We start from the raw sequence: 18443 nt of genomic DNA on the forward strand, positions 1-18443 counted from the left end.
TTGTATTTTGATGGTTAAAACAAACAAAAAATTAATATTATCCGGTGTCTTTCTTTTGTTTACTTTGGTGACATTCGGGCAACGGTCATTGGAATTGTCGGTTATTTCTGCCTTTGGAATGAATACCGAGAGTACTTCTCATATTATGTCTCATACCATGGGTGAACTAATGACCGAAACGTTCACCGGGCATTCCGGTACGCACTTTCTGACACAGGGATTTCATCAGGATACGCTTGTCATCACGGCTATCAGACCGGAAATAAGTACTGCTGCAATGGTATATCCGAATCCAACCAGGGACCGGATATATATTGATATGGATTATTCAGGGGAAAAAATTGTTAAGCTGGACCTTTATGATGTAAGCGGAAAAATGTTAAAAACAGAAATTACAGATTTACGGTTTAATGAAGGATTATCGCTTTCGGAATATGAGAATGGTATTTATTTATTGAGAATCTCCAGTGTAAATGGGAAACTAATACAAACTTGCAAAATAGAAAAAACACGATAGAATGAAAAAATTGACATCATTGGCATTATTGTTATTCATGGTCATAACAGCTAATGTTTACTCGCAGGGGTTTAATTATCAAACGGTACTTAGGAACAGTGAAGGCAGAGTTGAAGCCAGTACGGCTGTCACACTTAAGTTTACCATAAAGCAGGGATCTGTATCCGGATCTGTTGTTTACAGTGAAACGCATGATGTGAGTACAAATATATTTGGGGTAATCAGTGTTGTGGTTGGAGAAGGAAGCGCAACTTCCGGTGATTTTTCTGCCATAGACTGGAGTAACGGACCCTATTTTATGAATGTGGATATTGACGGAGAGGATATGGGAACATCACAGCTTAACAGTGTGCCTTACGCCAACTTCTCCATGACTGCAGAATCTGCCTTAACGGCCGACGTAGCTACATCAGCTGCCAATGCCGATCATGCTACTGCAGCGGACAACGCAACAACAGCTACCAATGCGGACTACGCCACTGATGCAGGTCATGCTACATCAGCAGATAATGCAACCAGTGCAACAACAGCAACATCGGCAACAACAGCTGAAAATGCAGAATATGCGGATACAGCTACTTTTGCTAAAAAAGCAGAGATAGCTAATACTGCAGGCAGTGCAACAACGGCAACAACTGCAGGTACAGCAAATATGGCCAATAATCTGAATATTACCGGCGCCTCAACAGGGGATGTCCTCTATTATGACGGATCAAAATGGGTGAGGCTTGCCAAAGGCACTGATGGTCAGGTATTGACTGTTGAATCCGGCATTCCCGCATGGAAAGATGCAGCTGGCAGTGGTTCTACCGGGCCTGAAATAGGAGAAACCTTTGATGGCGGTACCATTGTTGGGATTTATCCGAATTCAGATGTGCTGCTGGTATACAACAGCCAGATTGTATATGATGATGGCCTTGGAAACATAAGTCCGTCATTTAATTATACCACTGCTGAAACTTTGGTGCCATCAGGATGGAGAATACCGACCAAACAGGAGTTTTCAAAGATTGCATCGAACTCCTTTTTACTGCCGGATGGTTTATGGTTAAATGAATCTGAAAATTACTGGACCTCAACGACTAATAACGGAGATAATTATATTTATTCCGATAGTTTCTTTAATTTATTCAATCCTGCATCCGGAGCTGCAAGCTTACTGGTTGTGAAAAAGGTGCCGTATAATTAGAATCCTTAACTATTTTAGATAAAAGCCAAAAGGGCAGATACCATTAAAAGTATCTGCCCTTTTATCTTTTTACAGTCTGTATCAGAATCGTTTTATTAATCCAAGGTATACCCGGTTAAACAGATTGCTGTCTTCCAGTGTCGCCTCGTAATTGGCTGTGAGTTGCAGCTTTTTCAAAATTCTGTATGACAATGACAATTCAGCTGTCTTTTGAAACATTCCGCTTGGTGAGTTGCTGAAGTTATAGTCAATCAGTCTTAAATTGAGCCTGCTGTAAAGCTTTCCGTCACAAAAGTCGCGTGAAAGGTTAAATGCATACTGCATACCCTTAAGATAGCTGGTATTAAGCATGGTAACATTAACTGCTGCAGTGGCATCAATCCAGGGTACATTGCTGTAGGTTATATAAGCTGAAGCATTGTTTGTCGGTGCCGGATCACTCTTTCGATACCGGTATCCAGCGTTCAGTGATGCCGTAAAGTAATTAAAGGGTCTTAGCAATACCTGGAATCGAAAACCCTGCCGTGTCTCATTTTCCAGAATCCGGTCAGCCAGGTTTTTAAAAGACTCAAAATAGATGACATTCCTGCGGGCATCATACGATGAAAAGAAGGAGACTTTACGCCATGGCCGGTAACGTAAGGATAAATAGAGGCCTGTTAAGTCAAGCGTATTGGTTGGGACGTCATTCTCCAGTTTATACAGATCGAGTTCGCAGGATGCAAATATATTCAGGTTCTTAACCAGTGAGTTACTGTGTTGAAAATAGGCAAACCGGCGGTCCGTTTTATTACCGTTCATCTGCTCAAATACTGCAAGTGATGTACTGGCATTACCGGTTGATGTTTTAAAGCTGTGTGCTGCAAAACCGCCAAACTGAACCAGGTCAGTGTTTATGCTGTAGTCTGTATAATCCGGTCTGGTTCCTCCGGCAATACCAAAAGTAAAGTTTTTAAAGGTGCTTTGAACCTGGACGCCGTCAATGGCTCCTATGTTGGCTACATTTGAATTTATTTTCCGTCCGACCCAAACATTGGTATTATCCGAGATGTCGTATTTAAGAGCTAGAGAATAGATTTTTAGACCTTCAAATATATTATTTCTTATCTGGTTCCATTCCCCGGAGCGATGCGTAAAGGAAACATATGCATCGGTTGATAACCTGGAACCACCCAGATGTTCACCCTGGAAAGATAACGTATATCGCATCCTCTGATTATCTGCAACATCGGTATTTGAAAAATTAGAATATGAAGCGACAGATAAACGACCGTGGATGCGTTGTTTTTCCTTTTTCTTTTCAGTCCGCTTTTCTTTGGCTTCTCTATCTTCTTCCGGCCTGACTTTAACAATCTTAACCTCCGGTTCTTTAACTGTTATCCTGGCCTGTGCGATGATGGTGTTGTCTACAGTGGCATTAATCCCGGGCAAAGGATTTGTGACACAGGAAATGGAGGAGGTTTGCGTAACAATAAGTGCGGGAATCAGCTTATCGCCTGTTTTAAGGTACAGGGTATCTCCTTTGGATATTCCTTCTGTCGACGGAAAGCTTACATAAGTGTTTTGCATACTGACGTATGAGACACGTCCTTCAATTGTTTTTTGAATAGTGTTCTGTGCTTCAATGGATAGCAGCATGCAAAACAGCATCAGTATTGTGATCAGTCGTTTCATTGGCATTTTGGTATTAGTCATCTCCACTTCCCATAGGGTGACAACGGTAACATTCATTGCTTTCCCATCTGTAATCTCTCACCTCCCTGTGTTTTCTGTCCATGGAACTTTTATTGTGTTCATGGCAATCTGTACAGGTAAAAACGGAATAGTTCTGTGGATCAGTATGACATGTGGTACATGAATTCCATACATTTTTATGTTTGCCTGAATATACCGGGAAATAGAGAATGTCATGCTCTGTATAGTCAGCCGGTGACCAGTTTTCTGAAAGTGTGTGGCACTCCTTACAGTTTTGTGAGAATCCCAGGGACAGGTGATCCGGATTTTTAGCCGTTTCGTAATCTGAATTATGACAGGTATAGCAATCTGAAGATACAGACCTGAAAGGACTTTCTGAACCGTGGCAGGTTGCACACTCCAGCCCTGAATGCCCCTGGATCAGGGGGAAGAAACCATGTTCAAAACCGGTAGCACTCCATTCTGTGCCATGCAGGCTGTGACAAACCTCACAATCGGTTCCGTAGCCTGCCTCAGCATGCTCAGGATTTGTTGTTGCCAGGTAGTCTTTTTGGTGGCAACTGTAACAATCCACCCCAAGAACATTGAACTGCAGGTTTGATGCCGATGGATGGCAGGCATAACAATCCACTGAATGGTGAGCTCCTGTTAACGGAAACCGGCTCATGTTATGTATTTCTGAAATGTTCATCACAATAAATGTGCTGGTAGTATGACACATGTCGCAATCCTGCCCTACCGTATTCTGATGGATATCGGTATGACAATCCATGCATTCTGTTCCGGCATCTTTAAAAACAAGGGAGGTATGGCATTGCCTGCACGTATTCATTTTATGCTGACCTGTAAGTTTGAATCCGGTTGTGTCATGATCAAAGCCGGAGTTAGCCACAAGATCCCATTCTTCAGCTGTATGGCAGACAGCGCAATTCACATTAAAGTCGTCACCGTGCGGAGACTGGCTGTATGTTAAGTGAGCAATAAGCAGGATAGATACTATTAAAATCTGTTGATGCATTGATATAATTTAATCAGACCTTCCGTTGGGATGGCAAGAGTAACAACTTTCGCTGGCATATACATAATTCCTTACTTCCCTGTGGTGTCGGTCTGTATCAGTCTGATTATGCTCGTGGCAACTGATACAGGAGAACACTCCATAATTGGAAGCATTGGTATGACAGTCGGTACAATTATTCCATTCACCACGGTGTGCCCCGCTGTAAATCGGGAAATATTGTGCATCGTGGTTAAATGTGGATGGTGACCAGGCACTGGTCGTATGGCAATCCTCACACACTTTCGGGAAATTTGCTGCGGCATGATTCGGATCTGTTGCAGAATTGTAATCGCCGGCATGGCAGCCATAGCATTCCGATGGTGTATTGGTATAACCTTCTGAGTGACAACGGATACAATTGTCAGCAATTGTTGCATGTGCACCCGTCAACGGATAAAAACTGTCGTGGTTAAATGTGGACGGACTCCATCCGTTTGTGTTATGACAGGTTTCGCAGGTCGTCGGAAACTGTGCATCCGTATGATTGGGATTTGTTGTTGCATTATAATCCTGCGTATGACAGGCATAACAGTTTGTTGGTGTATTGGTGTATCCTTCTGCATGACACAGCTTACAGTTATCCTTAATCCCGGCATGCGCCCCGACCAGGGGATAAAAAGTGTCGTGGTTAAATGAGGATGGTGACCAACTGTTTGAATTATGGCACGTCTCGCAGGTTGTTGGAAAATGTGCATCAGCATGATTGGGATCGGTAGTTGCATTATAATCCTGAGCATGACAGCCGTAACAATTAGTTGGTGTATTGGTATAACCACTGGCATGACAGGCATTGCAGTTGTCTGCAATTTCAGCATGCGCCCCGACCAGGGGATAAAAAGTGTCATGGTTAAATGTTGAAGGCGACCAGCTGGTTGGACTGTGACAGGTTTCACAGGTCGTTGGGAACCGGGCTTCAATGTGATTAGGTTCTGTTGTTGCATTGTAGTCTTTCGCATGACAGCCGTAACAGTTGTCAGGAGTATTGCTGTAACCATCGGCGTGGCACAACGTACAGTTATCTTTTATATCTGCATGTGCTCCGATCAACGGATAGAACTGATCATGATTAAAGATGGACGGTGACCAGCCCTTATCAGTATGACAAGTTTCGCATTCTGTCGGGAACTTTGCTTCAACATGGTTCGGGTCCGTTGTTGCGTTGTAATCCTGCGCATGGCAACCATAACAGTTATTTGGTGTATTGGTGTAGCCGTTTTTATGGCAAAGCATACACTGATCGGCAATGGCTGCATGTTCTCCGCGCAACGGATAATAGTTATCGTGGATTGCAAACGTAGCCGGCGACCAGCCCGGATTGGTGGTGTGACACTGATCGCATTCATCAGGGAAGTTAAGTTCCTGGTGTGGTGGATTCTGCGAAGCCATAAAATCGGCTGTGTGACAGTCTTTGCAGACCATTGAAGTGCCGGCATAGCCATTTGTATGACAGCTGAGGCATTCTGCATCCCTGTGTGCCCCTGTTAACGGGAAATTGGTCAGGTCGTGATTAAATGCTCCCGTTTTTGAGCCGTCGGGATGACAGGCAAAACATGCCTGATCGTTGTAGCTGTAACCACTCACCTCGCTGTGTTCATCATCCGTATCAGCCTTGTTGTGTTCATGACAGGCTGTACAACTGAATTGGGTATAATCTCCGGGTACAGTATGGCATTCTGAACAGCTTTCCCATGTACCGTTGTGCGTGCCTGAATAAACCGGGAAATAACTGGCATCGTGAGCTTCAAACCTGGCTGGGGACCATCCCGGATGCGTGGTGTGACATTCTTCACATTGTTGTGAAAATCCTGCATTCACATGGGATGGGTTATCCGTTCCACTGAAATCTTCAGCATGGCAGGAATAACACTCTGCTGAAGCATTGGTATAGTTATTATCCTTGTGGCATAAGGAACAGTCATTCAGATTATGTCCTTCAGTTAAAGGGAAAAAACTGTGATCAAAACTCTGTGAGGTCCAGTTGGTGGCATTCATGGAATGGCAGTCGGTACATTCTGTGGAAAAGCCTGATGTGACATGATTCGGGTTCGTTGTGGCTACAAATTGTTCCTTATGACAATCGTAACATTCCACACCCTGCGGATCAAACCGGAGTAATGAAGCCGATTTATGGCAGTCGTAGCAGTCGGCTGTAGCATGAGCACCAACCAGTGGGAAACGGCTGTTCATATGCATCTCCATTACATTATTCATAATCCATGAACCGGTGTTGTGGCAACGGTCACAGTCTTGTCCAACGGTATTCTGATGTATATCATTGTGACAGGATATACAGGTTGATCCTGCCCTGGCAAATTCAAGCGAGGTATGGCACGAACGGCATTGCACATTTTGATGCTGTCCGGTCAAAATAAAACCGGTACTATCGTGATTAAAGGTTGAATTCTTAACCAGATCCCAGCTCTCCGGAGAGTGGCACACATCACAACTGATGTTGAAATTATCTCCGTGCGGTGACTGTCCCTGACCCAGCAATGCAACAGGGAACAACAATAAGAGGATTATTTGTGACAGGTTGCGCATTCTATCTTTTCGTTATCGTAAAGGTATTTTACATATCTTCCTTTTAATGTTCTTACTTCCTCATGGCACTGGAAACAAGCCACGCCCGCATGAGCACCCTCGAGTTTGAACCTTGAGTTGTCATGATTGAATTTTCCGGCATCCCAGTTTTCAAATCCATGACATTGTTCACAACTTTTATCCCCGTATTTTTCAAACTGACCGTGATGCTCGTCTGTATGGCATTCAAGACAGGCCCCGTTCAAAGAAGCAAATTTCTGTTCTTTTTCGTGGTTTTCATTTTCCGGGAAATGGCAGCTGCTACAATCCGTTTGCGCGTGTACTCCGGATAAGGTAAATCCGGTCTTATCATGATCGAATGTAACTTCGGTCCATGTATTTACAGAGTGACAGTTTACACAGCCGTTCTTGTCTGTGTATTTTGTCTCCATATAATCCTGATGAATATTATCGTGACAATCGGCACAGTTTGAACCGATTTGCCTGAAATGCCAGTCTTCCTGCTTTCTGTGGCAGGCAAAACACGGTGTTGCCAAATGAGCTCCTTCCAGTTTAAATGCAGATTTATTGTGCATTTCAATTGTAAAGCCGGATTGTTTAAAACCCTGAACCGTATGGCAATCGCTGCAGTCTGAATATTTTTTATCTGCTGTCAACTCACCTTTGTGGTAGTCTTCATGGCAGTTATTACAAAATCTGTGATTTAAGGGATCGGTATATTTTCCGCTGATATGACATTCTTTACAATCCACATTAACATGCATGCCTTCCAGAGGATAACCTGTTTTACTATGGTCAAAGGTATTCATGCCCTTAATCTCTGTAAAGGATTCTTCGGTATGGCACTGTGTACAGTTTTGTCCGAATTTGTTATTGTGAACATCCTCATGGCAGCTTGTACAATTGCTGTGATCCACGTTGGCAAAATGCTGAAATGCTTCGCCATCAACAATTTCTTTTTTATGGCAGTCAATACAATCAACCTGCTGATGCTTCCCTCTTAAAACAAAATCCGTCTCGCTGTGATTAAATCCCGGCGCCGGTCTGAATTTTTCATAATTGTGACACTCAAGACAGTTGTCACTAAGTGTTTCCCGATGAAAATCCTTATGACAGGCCAGACATTCCCGGACAAGGCCCAGGTAAGTCATTGTTTTCTTTTTAATCTCCTTGTCCTGTATAAAATCTTTTTTGTGACAGGCAGCACAGTCCTGATCCGCATGAGCACCCTCAAGTTTATATCCGGTAAGATTATGGTCGAATGTTTCCTTATTGAGATCAGTAAGGTCATAGTCCCGTCCGTGATGTTCGTTATGGCATTCAAAACACGATTTTCCCTTAACTTCGGAAGATGCGTGAAATCCTTCACCGGCATTAATTTTTACAGCAATTTCTTTGTGACAGTCAAGACATTTTGCATTAGTGACTTTTTTGCCCAGCTCATGACATTTCGTACAGTTACTAATCCCTTCAAGGTCCTCGTGAAAAGTAGATAAATCACCGGGTGAAATTTGTCCGTAACACAGAATAATCTGTACAAGGAATAGAAATATTACGAGGATTTTTTTCATTCAGTACTTATTAATGTTTTAACAAGGCTTCACCATGCTTGCGGGTAATTTTGATTCCGATCTTTTCGAGAAACCTGGTTGGTAATTCACCACCGGCAAAGATGTAGACGAGATCGTTTGGAATAATTTCTTCTTCTCCGGTCTCACTGTTTTTCAGTACAACACTTTCCGGGTGAATTTCAGTTACGTTTGTATTGAACCGCACTTCCACATCTCCTGCTTCTATGGCTTTGGTGATCCGGTTGCTGTTCCCCGGCTTAATGCGGCTGAATGCATCGCTTCGGTACGACAGAATGACTTTATTGTTGTCAGCAAGCAGCATAGCTGATTCCACCGCAGAATCACCTCCACCCACGACCATAATTTTTTTATTATGAATATCTTCCGGTTCGAGTAAGCGGTAAGCTACCTTTTCGGATACTTCTCCCGGAACGCCAAGTTTTCTCGGAGTACCTCTTCTTCCGATAGACAACAAAACACGGGATGTTTTTAATGCGTCACCCGATTTTGTTTTTACGATAAATGAGCCTCCCTCATGAATAATTTCTTCAACCTTTGTTTCCTGCCGAATCTCAACACCATTTTTTGATAGGGCATTATTCCAAAGTTTCAGCAGCTCATCCTTTGAGGTTTCATATAGTTTTACTTTTCCCCATCCCGGAAGGTTCATCTGGTTGGTCATCACAATTTTTGAACGTGGGAAAGTGTAAACTGTACCGCCCAGCGTATCCTGTTCCAGCGTTATAAATTTAAGGTTGTGCTGTTTTGCCGTAAGTGACGCAGAAATGCCTGCAGGACCGGCTCCGATAATAACCAGGTCAAGTTGGTCCTCTCGGGTTTCAGGCATATCTTTTATGATATTCTCCACAGCCTGACGCCCCTGTTCCACTGCGTTCTTAATCAGGCCCATTCCGCCAAGCTCTCCAGCGATATATATCCCTTTAATATTGGTTTCGAATTTTTCGCTTACATGAGGTAGGTCCACTCCTCGTTTTTCCGTTCCGATACACAAGGTGATGGCTTCCACCGGGCAGGCATGAAAACATGCTCCATGACCGATACAGCGTGATGCGTTGATCACCGTTCCTCTTCCACTGCTGATCCCCAGAACATCCTTTTCAGGACAGGCTCTGACACAGGCTCCGCTGCGGATACAACTGTTTATATTGATGACCGGATGCAATGAAACAGGTTCAAATAGTCCATGTTCTTTGGCGTAGGAAATCTTTTTTTCCGTTTTTTTTGTTTCCCGGCGTAATTTGATGAAGTAAATCCCCAGGATGATCAATACAATAAGTGCAACCGAACCGTAAATGATCACTTTCTCCAATAATATGCCTTCCATTAAAATACCCATCTGTATCCGAATATTATGGTTATAACTACATGAATGACCATGATAATCAGCATGATCAGAGCGAAAGGAAGATGTGCCACATGCCAGTAACGGAAAAGATTCTGCATCCGTTCCAACCGTTTGATTCTTCTTCCCAGGCTTTTTTCAGATTTGAAATAGGACAATGCTTTTCGGATCTCCTTAGCCGTAAGCTGTTTCGTCTTAAGTTCTGCTTTAAGCCGGGAAATGGCTTCCCTGTTTTGTCTGGCCGGCAGATCAAAAAAAGCATCTTCAATACCATACTCCTGTGTCAGTTTCAGTTTAAATTCATCTTTCAGATTATTCACCTCACCTAAACTCAGTGCCCGTCCTTCAATGGTTCTTGGAATCTGAAGATAAATGTATCGCCCCAGAACACCACTTAAAACCACTGCCACCATACTCCAGAAACTTACAGAAACAATGCCTCCAAACTTAAAGGATGTATGATAAAGTACCAGAATAGGGCCAAGGGAACATAAAAAAATATGAAATTCAAGCCAGTACTTCAGGACCCCAATCCGGGAAAATACGCGTAAACGTTTTCTGGCCATGTAAGTAAAAATACCGGTCAAAATAAGAAGGGTACCGATGATTCCGTATCCATGACCGAGCAATCCGCTTGGTTTCAGTTTGTCATAGTCGGCATGGTGAAAGCGGTCAGCAATACCTACATTGTAGAAGGCCCAGCCCCGTAGGGCAAGAATGACGGCTACACCTATTGTGATAGCGACAAATGACCAGATGTATAGTTTGTGCAGTTTCGGTGACATGGTTTGTGATAACTGTAATTTCTATATCAAATATAACGATTGATACTTAATAATATGTTAACAATAAGTAATTTATAGACAGTCTTAATAGGTATAACCTATAGAACTACTAGGATAAAATTCTTATTTTTTTTCGGTCTCAGGTTGTTTTCTGCCTGATTTTTGTCATGTTTTCTTTATAGTATGCAGCTGTCACTATGGCGATTACAAGTATCGCCGAAATGTAAACGGCATTTGGTATTGGAGGTGCATCTCCCTGGGCATATGAATGCAGTCCGGAGAGGTAATAATTTACACCGAAAAATGTCATGAGTACAGATGCAAAACTGATTAAGGTAAGTCCGTTGAACAGAGCCGCACTTTTAAACGACGGAATTTTTTTAAGGTGCAACACAACAGAATATACCAGTATGGTAACCAGTGCCCAGGTTTCTTTTGGATCCCAGCCCCAGTAACGGCCCCAGGATTCATTTGCCCAGATACCTCCCAGGAATGCGCCTGCTGTTAACAGGATCAGTCCGATGATCATAGATATTTCAATGATTATGGAAATCTCGCGGATATTAAGATCGAGGTTTTTGCGGTTGGCGTTCGATTTAAACACAATGAGCAGCAAATTCAAAAGCCCAAGCAGTGCAGCAATAGCCAGGAAGGCATAACTTAAGGTTATAACTGCAACATGAATAATCAGCCAGTATGATTTCAGTACCGGTACCAGCGGTGTTATTTCCGGGTTCATCCAGCTGAATCCTGCCACCATCAGCATAATACCTGACAGGAAATTTGTGACCGGTAACACAATGCCGGACAGCCTCGAAAAAATTAATCCGATCGCAGCTGTTCCCCATCCGACAAATATCAGGGTTTCGTAAGCATTACTCCAGGGTGCATGATTTGAAATGTACCATCTCAGCCCAAGTCCTGAAGTATGAAAAAGGAACAGTAATACCGACAGGATCAGCAAAACGGTATTCACACGTTTTAAGGAAAACTGTGGTTTAAAAACAGTAATCAGGTTTATGATCAGGAAGATTAAACCAACGGTTTCATATATCCTGGATAAAATACTGAAGAGATTGACTTTGCTGTAAACGACTTCAGCTTTTATTTTGAATGCAGACGGAAGCACAGAACCCCCGTTCATGAGTTGGTATGCTTTAATGCTCAGGAGCAGAGAACTGGCATTGCTCCAGTCACCGGAAGTATTTGCTTTAGCGGCTTCCTGCAAATATGCGTTATAAAGTTGAACAGGAGATGTTTCCCCGCTCTTTATCCGGTTTTTTGGAAAGGTATGTGCTGTTGACCAGTTATGGTTTGCATCGTCCGGAATCGGAAACAGTTTAAAAAATGAATGATTATAAATCTGGTAACAGATGTTGATGCGTTCATCAAGATTGATGACTTCCTTATCGTATTTATTCCGTTTAATCTGATCTTTCTGATAAGTGGTATTCACAAGTTTCTGAAGCTTGTATCCCGATGCATCAAACATATTGTGGTAACTGATATAACCGGAAGGAGCACCAAGCTGTTTTGCCAGGCTGCCATTGGATATTTTTATAAATGGTTCATTCTGCCATCGTGCCGGATCGGTCATCATACCCAGGATAACTTCATCTGCTGACATGCCGTCATAGGTTTCGCCCCGGTGAATCTTTCGCATCAGTTCTGAGGACAAAGCCGCCATAGGCTCTATTCTTCCTTTGTGAACCAAAAGGGTCCCCAGTTCCTTAAGATGTTCTTTTTTTGTAGAGGCCAGATCTGATGGGTTATTGGCAAAAATATTGCCCTGGCTCAACATAAAAAACAGTAGAATTACAGGCAGTGCAGCCCGCTTCATCTTCTGTATTTCACTGCTCTGGCGGAAGAGAGAATAGAGTTTGCTGTTCCTGTTAAGCAAGGTTATTACCATACCCAAACCTAAAAGAAAATAGCCGAGGTAGGATATAAAAGTTCCCCAGTAATCGTGACTGACAGAAAGGATTGTTCCTCTTTCATCCGGGTCATAGGAGGACTGGAAAAAACGATATCCGTTATATTTCAGAATGTGGTTCATATAAATACGAAACGGGAAAGATGTATTGTTTTGCGGATCGTTCAGTACTACATCACTCGCAAAAGATGACGGACTATGTGATCCGGGATAGCGCTCCAGGTCAAAATCCTTTAGCTCAATAGAAAATGGGAGCTGCCTGGTTACGGTGCCAAAGTAAATTTTAAGATCCATGTCATCTAGGTGCGTTTCGGCAGGTATGGCATTTCCGTTTTGATTAAACAGACTGATTTTGTCAGAAGCATTATCCGTGGAAACAGATACCACAAGACCCTGGGAACCGGTCTCTGTTTTCGTGTTGCTCTGAACGATTTTTTCCGCATGCGGCATAAAGGATTTGATCACAAAAACATGACCGGCAACCCTGTATATGGTTTTTTCCTGTACATCGTGACGTTCGCCTGCAGCCAGAATGGTTGTATCTCCCTTAGCCATCATGCTGGTAAGCATGACATTTGACCGGGAAATAAACTGTGGTTTATTCTGATCAAATAAAAATGTGATCATGCCGGGGCGACTGGCATCAAATGAGTAGCTTAACATATCCACCGTTGTTGTTTCACCCTGAAGCAGATCAAATTCGTGGCCTGCTTTGCGCATATCCATGATAAACAGCGAAACACCGGGAAGTCCCGAATCTGAGGGCTTCAGGACCTGTTCTGCATTTGGAAGAAGCAGGATTGTTTCAAGTTTTACGGATTTATCACCGATGTTAAGCGATTCGGTATAATGGTTTGATCCCTTTGGTGTTAAGCGGATCTTTTTGGATACCTTTTCATTCAATCCTTTATAATTAGCTTCCATGGTAAGATAGGTATGGCTCAGTGTAATTAAATCCGATGATTCTCCCTCCCTGATGTGCATGGTGCCTTCATAGCTGATATGTCTCGTAATCGCTCCACCTCCAAGGATTAGAAGAAAAGCGAGATGAAAAAGCAGGATGGAAAACTTTTTGGGTTTGTAAAGTTTGTTCTTAATTACGTTTCCCGTCAGATTAATCGCAATAAGCCACATCAGAACTTCAAACCATGGCGCCACATAAACCAGTTTCTTTGCGGTTTCGGTTCCGTAGCTGCTCTCAATAAACGTTGCCCAGGCAATGGCTACAGCAAAAATCAACATAAGTACCACTGCGGTTGCCATTGAAAACAGAATATTTCCCAGCTTCTTCATTTTGTTCTTTTTTCAGGAATAATTTGACAAATGTATATGTTTTATTCAGAAGATATTCAAATTAACGCATACACAATGCTAGTTTATCAGTAGTATAAATTAACGGGATTAGTTATTGCTTATTATTCTGAAAGCCTGCGAAAGTTTCGAGCCCTTATCCGTAGCGACTTTACACATACATACGTTGGTCTTTGTTCTGCATTGTTTGAATTATTTCTAAATTTGTCTGTCCGGTTGTATTCTGCACATTAAATAGATACATTTAGACCAATAAGTTTAATACGATAGCCAGATGGTACACAGCATGAATAAAATAACGCAAAATCAACCTTCTTACACCAGCCAGTTTGAAGTAGCCGCAGAACAGCAACGGTTTATAACCAAAGTATATGGCTGGATGACCTTTGCCCTGGCAGTTACAGGAGTGATCGCCATGTGGATTGCTTCCATGCCTCAGATTGTGAACGTAATTCTGAACAACCAAATCTTATTCTTTGGTTTATTGATAGGAGAGTTAGTCCTGGTTGGAAGCCTCGCTTCGATGGTTAAAAGAATGTCCGCTCAACTTGCAACCCTGTTGTTTGTAATGTACTCCGTGCTCAACGGCTTTACGTTTTCAGTTATATTTATGGTATTTACTGCAGAATCCATTGCCACCACCTTTTTTATTACTGCCGGAACCTTTGGGGTGATGAGTTTTTATGGATACGTCACAAAATCAGATCTGACCCGGATGGGGAATCTGCTGTTTATGGCGCTGATCGGATTAATTATTGCTTCTGTCGTCAATTTCTTTTTTCAGAACGAAATGTTGTACTGGATCACCACCTACGCGGGTGTATTCATTTTTGTGGGGCTGGTGGCCTATGATACCCAAAAGATTAAAAGGATGAACGTCATCGGGAATGAAGGGACGGATGAAGATAAAAAGGAGGCCATCATGGGTGCATTAACGCTGTATCTTGATTTTATTAACCTGTTCCTCTTTTTATTACGCATTTTTGGAAGGAGGCGATAATATACCAAATATACAATACCATGAAAAACCTTCTTCCCCTTTTTATTACAGTCCTGATTCTGTTTTCATGTGAGAATAAGCTTCCTGTAGATTCAAATTCTCATGAGATCAACAGGATAGACAACATGAGCTTTACTGACACCGTGTATGAGGTCACCATCAATTCCGCCAATGAAGTAGAGGACACTCTAAACATTAAATACATCAAAAAAGACGATACGGGTCAGGTGGTGTTTGAGCGACTGGAGGCTTTACATCCCGACTTCTATTCCGTTAATGAATCGTATTTTAAAGATGGGCGGTTAATACTGCGTAACACGCAGTTAAACGGGCAGCCTTATTCAACGTATGAGAATTTTTATACCAATGACTCCGTCATAGTCCGATCAACCATGATAAATTATGATGGTGGAAGACATGATACCTTTATCATTAATTATACTTACTCGTACTATCCCGATGGAATCAGTAAAACAATTAAATCCTATGCAAAAGGTGATTCGACGAATACCTATCAATTGAGTCGCTACAATGAAAGAGGTAAGGCTGTATCCGGTATTTTTGTAACAAAAGGCGATACGGTACAGGAAATGACATATTTCTATGACAATGGTAAATTAACAAAGTCGGTTCTGGAGTTTGTAGGATCAAACCGGAAAGAGGTGCATTTTTTTAATTCCCAAGAAAAAGAGGTTTTAAGAAAATATTACACACAAATTAACGGCAAACCGGTACTGACAAAAGAACGAACCTGGCAGTTTGATAAGGATGGTGACCTTGATGAATCCGAAACAAAATATATGGATAAAAGGGTCCCGGAGAGGAGAAAATACATTAAGAAACATGGAAGGAAAGATATGTAATTTGTTCCATTACTGGTTAAGTATAGTATATAATCTGATATTTAAATGAAGAGATTTATTCCCCTGTTTGCAGCAGTACTCGTATTGTTCTCCTGCTCATCAAAACAGCAGCAATCGCTAAACGAAGCCGCTACAGAAGCAAAAATCGATACGCTTCTCAGCAAGATGACCCTTGAGGAAAAAGTAAACTACATTAACGGGACAGATAATTTTTACATCCGTCCGATGGAAAGACTTGGGCTGCCAGCCGTGAAGATGACGGATGGTCCGGTTGGAACCAGGGGACATGGTGATGCAGTATCCTATCCGGCCAGTGTGCTTTCTGCTGCGTCCTGGGATACGGCACTGGTTTATAAACTTGGTGAGGCTATAGCCAGGGACTGCAAAGTGCGTGGGATCGATATTTTGCTGGCACCCGGTGTGAACATCGCCAGAAATCCCCTTACCGGAAGAAACTTCGAATACCTGGGTGAAGATCCGTATTTGTCTTCCCGCATGGCAGCAAATTATATCCGGGGCGTACAGGATAACGGCGTGGTGGCAACCATTAAACATTTTACGTGTAACAACCTGGAATACGACAGAAACTGGACCAGTTCGGAAGTGGATGAGCGAACCTTACACGAAATTTATTTGCCGGCCTTTAAATATGCGGTTGAAAATGCAGGTGTCAGTGCAGTGATGAACAGCTACAACCCACTGAACGGCATCCATACATCCCATAACAGCCATTTGAACAATGACATTTTAAAAGGGAAATGGGGATTTAAGGGAATTCTGATGTCGGATTGGGGTTCTGTTCACAACGGGGTGGCTGCCGTTTTAGGCGGAACCGATCTCGAAATGCCGGGGAATCAGCACATGGTTCCCGACACGCTTATTCCTGCCATTGAAAGAGGTGAAATTACGGAGGAGATGATTGATGCAAAGATCCGAAGGATCATGAGAGTGTGCTACCAATACGGATTTTACGACAAAAAAGAACTTACCGGCGATACAATAAAAACGAATGAAGAGAATGCTACCATTGCACTGGAGCTGGCCAGGGCGGGTATTGTTTTGTTGAAAAATGATTCAGGTATTTTACCTCTGAATTTGGCTAAAACAAAGCGCATTGCTGTGATCGGACCCAATGCAGATAATTATGCTGCAGGAGGTGGCAGTTCGTTTGTAAGACCTGCAGATCCGGTGACTTTGCTGGAGGGACTTAAAAACATGGCTCCTGATGCAGATATCCGCTATAATGCAGGGCTTAAGAACTTTAATGCACTCGCAAGATCATCTGTGTTTTACGCCAATCCGGGATCATCAGAGAAAGGGTTAATCGCCGAATACTTTAATAACAAGTCACTGAACGGATCGCCGGTTGCCGCACGCACAGAGCAGGTTGTGAATAATGACTGGGCACAGGCTCCCGGTGTGAAAGGCATCGGTGAAGATAACTTTTCGGTGCGCTGGACCGGCGTCATCCGGCCTGAAAAAACCGGGACCTATAAATTTGTGGTCCGGGGTGATGACGGCTATCGTTTATGGGTCAATAATAAAAAAATAATAGATAACTGGAGCGATCACGCTACAGAACAGCGTAACAGTGTACTGTCCCTGACGCAAGGCAAGGATTACAGCATTAAACTGGAATATTACGAAAACGGTGGCAGCGCGGTCATTGATTTGGCCTGGTATATGCCTGAGAATGAGAATGAAGATGATGAGGTGATCCGGATTGCATCCGAAGCAGAGGTTGCCATTGTATGCGTTGGATTCAACACACATACAGAAAGTGAAGGCCATGACAGGACATTTGCCTTGCCGCAAAAGCAGGAGCGCCTGCTGAATCTTGTGGCGGAACATAATCCGAATACCATTGTGGTTTTAAACAGTGGTGGCAATGTGGATATGCAAGCCTGGTATCCTAAAGTTAAAGGATTGATCCACGCTTTTTATCCCGGGCAGGAAGGAGGAATCGCACTGGCAGAGATCCTGACTGGTGAAACGAATCCATCAGGGAAACTACCGGTCAGCTTTGAGAAAAAATGGGAAGATAATCCAACGTCTGCCACTTTTTTTGACGGGAAGAAAAATAAGAAGGTGGATTATACCGAAGGAATTTTTGTGGGTTACAGATATTACGATGCCAAAGATGTGGAACCTCGGTTTCCATTTGGTTTTGGCCTGTCTTATACAACTTTTAACTATTCCAATCTGAAGGTGCAGAAATCACAGAACGGATCTGATATGGCGGTGACCCTGACGTTTGACGTGACAAATACGGGTCCGGTCGATGGCGCAGAAGTAGCCCAGGTTTATGTGGCTGATAAGGATTGTCGGGTAGAGCGTCCCGTGAAAGAGCTGAAAGGTTTTTCTAAGGTATTTCTGAAGAAAGGGGAAACAAAAACAGTCACTGTTAAACTTGACCAGTCAGCATTTTCATACTATAAGATTGATCAGCATGATTTCGGGTATGATCCCGGTGCCTTTGAAGTGTTGGTTGGAAGTTCATCCCGTGATATCAGGTTAAGTTCAGCGGTTGACATCGATTGATGAAACAGGTTGTTTTAGCCGTTAATATTTCAAAATTTTGGGAATCAATCGGCTTAATCCAGCCAGATTAATAT

Annotated in this window: 12 protein-coding genes; 5 read left to right on the plus strand and 7 right to left on the minus strand. The window is 42.8% G+C overall.

Going from position 1 to position 18443, the window contains the following annotated elements:
- Nucleotides 1-10: 10 nt before the first annotated feature.
- Nucleotides 11-517: a T9SS type A sorting domain-containing protein gene (locus tag ACE1EF_RS14685; protein WP_375721635.1), complete on the plus strand. Its 507-nt coding sequence runs from the start codon at nt 11-13 to the stop codon at nt 515-517.
- Nucleotide 518: 1 nt separating this feature from the next.
- A complete protein-coding gene (locus tag ACE1EF_RS14690; RefSeq protein WP_375721437.1) occupies nt 519-1706 on the plus strand; it encodes a hypothetical protein in 1188 nt (395 codons plus the stop codon).
- Between the two features lie 81 nt (nt 1707-1787).
- On the opposite strand, the gene ACE1EF_RS14695 is transcribed toward ACE1EF_RS14690, so the two are convergent.
- The 7 genes from ACE1EF_RS14695 to ACE1EF_RS14725 form a co-directional block, all read right to left on the minus strand.
- Nucleotides 1788-3380, minus strand: coding sequence for a hypothetical protein (locus tag ACE1EF_RS14695; protein WP_375721438.1), 1593 nt, complete (start codon nt 3378-3380; stop codon nt 1788-1790).
- A 13-nt stretch (nt 3381-3393) separates the two neighbouring features.
- Complete coding sequence (locus ACE1EF_RS14700) at nt 3394-4419, minus strand: hypothetical protein (protein ID WP_375721439.1); 1026 nt, start codon at nt 4417-4419, stop codon at nt 3394-3396.
- 9 nt (nt 4420-4428) lie between these two features.
- On the minus strand, nt 4429-7002 hold the full coding sequence (locus ACE1EF_RS14705) for a hypothetical protein (protein WP_375721440.1): 2574 nt from the start codon (nt 7000-7002) through the stop codon (nt 4429-4431).
- Nucleotides 6981-8573: a hypothetical protein gene (locus tag ACE1EF_RS14710; RefSeq protein ID WP_375721441.1), complete on the minus strand. Its 1593-nt coding sequence runs from the start codon at nt 8571-8573 to the stop codon at nt 6981-6983. The genes ACE1EF_RS14705 and ACE1EF_RS14710 overlap by 22 nt, the downstream gene beginning before the upstream one ends.
- 10 nt (nt 8574-8583) lie before the next feature.
- A complete protein-coding gene (locus ACE1EF_RS14715; RefSeq protein WP_375721442.1) occupies nt 8584-9930 on the minus strand; it encodes an NAD(P)-binding domain-containing protein in 1347 nt (448 codons plus the stop codon).
- On the minus strand, nt 9918-10721 hold the full coding sequence (locus ACE1EF_RS14720; RefSeq protein WP_375721443.1) for a hypothetical protein: 804 nt from the start codon (nt 10719-10721) through the stop codon (nt 9918-9920). Before ACE1EF_RS14720 ends, ACE1EF_RS14715 begins: the two co-directional genes overlap by 13 nt.
- 139 nt (nt 10722-10860) lie before the next feature.
- Complete coding sequence (locus tag ACE1EF_RS14725; protein WP_375721444.1) at nt 10861-13947, minus strand: cytochrome c biogenesis protein CcsA; 3087 nt, start codon at nt 13945-13947, stop codon at nt 10861-10863.
- Between the two features lie 304 nt (nt 13948-14251).
- Between ACE1EF_RS14725 and ACE1EF_RS14730 the strand changes: the two genes are divergently transcribed.
- From ACE1EF_RS14730 to ACE1EF_RS14740, 3 genes are read left to right on the plus strand one after another with little or no spacing between them, the layout of a single operon-like run.
- Nucleotides 14252-14965 carry a Bax inhibitor-1/YccA family protein gene (locus tag ACE1EF_RS14730; RefSeq protein ID WP_375721445.1) on the plus strand — a complete coding sequence of 238 codons (714 nt, stop codon included), beginning with the start codon at nt 14252-14254 and terminating at the stop codon, nt 14963-14965.
- A 20-nt stretch (nt 14966-14985) separates the two neighbouring features.
- Nucleotides 14986-15828: a hypothetical protein gene (locus ACE1EF_RS14735; RefSeq protein ID WP_375721446.1), complete on the plus strand. Its 843-nt coding sequence runs from the start codon at nt 14986-14988 to the stop codon at nt 15826-15828.
- Between the two features lie 45 nt (nt 15829-15873).
- On the plus strand, nt 15874-18369 hold the full coding sequence (locus tag ACE1EF_RS14740; protein ID WP_375721447.1) for a glycoside hydrolase family 3 C-terminal domain-containing protein: 2496 nt from the start codon (nt 15874-15876) through the stop codon (nt 18367-18369).
- Nucleotides 18370-18443: the final 74 nt, after the last annotated feature.

Origin of the sequence: Quyinboa sediminis, from assembly GCF_042219855.1 — a bacterium.
In the GTDB taxonomy this organism is placed as follows: domain Bacteria; phylum Bacteroidota; class Bacteroidia; order Bacteroidales; family UBA5342; genus JBHJHP01.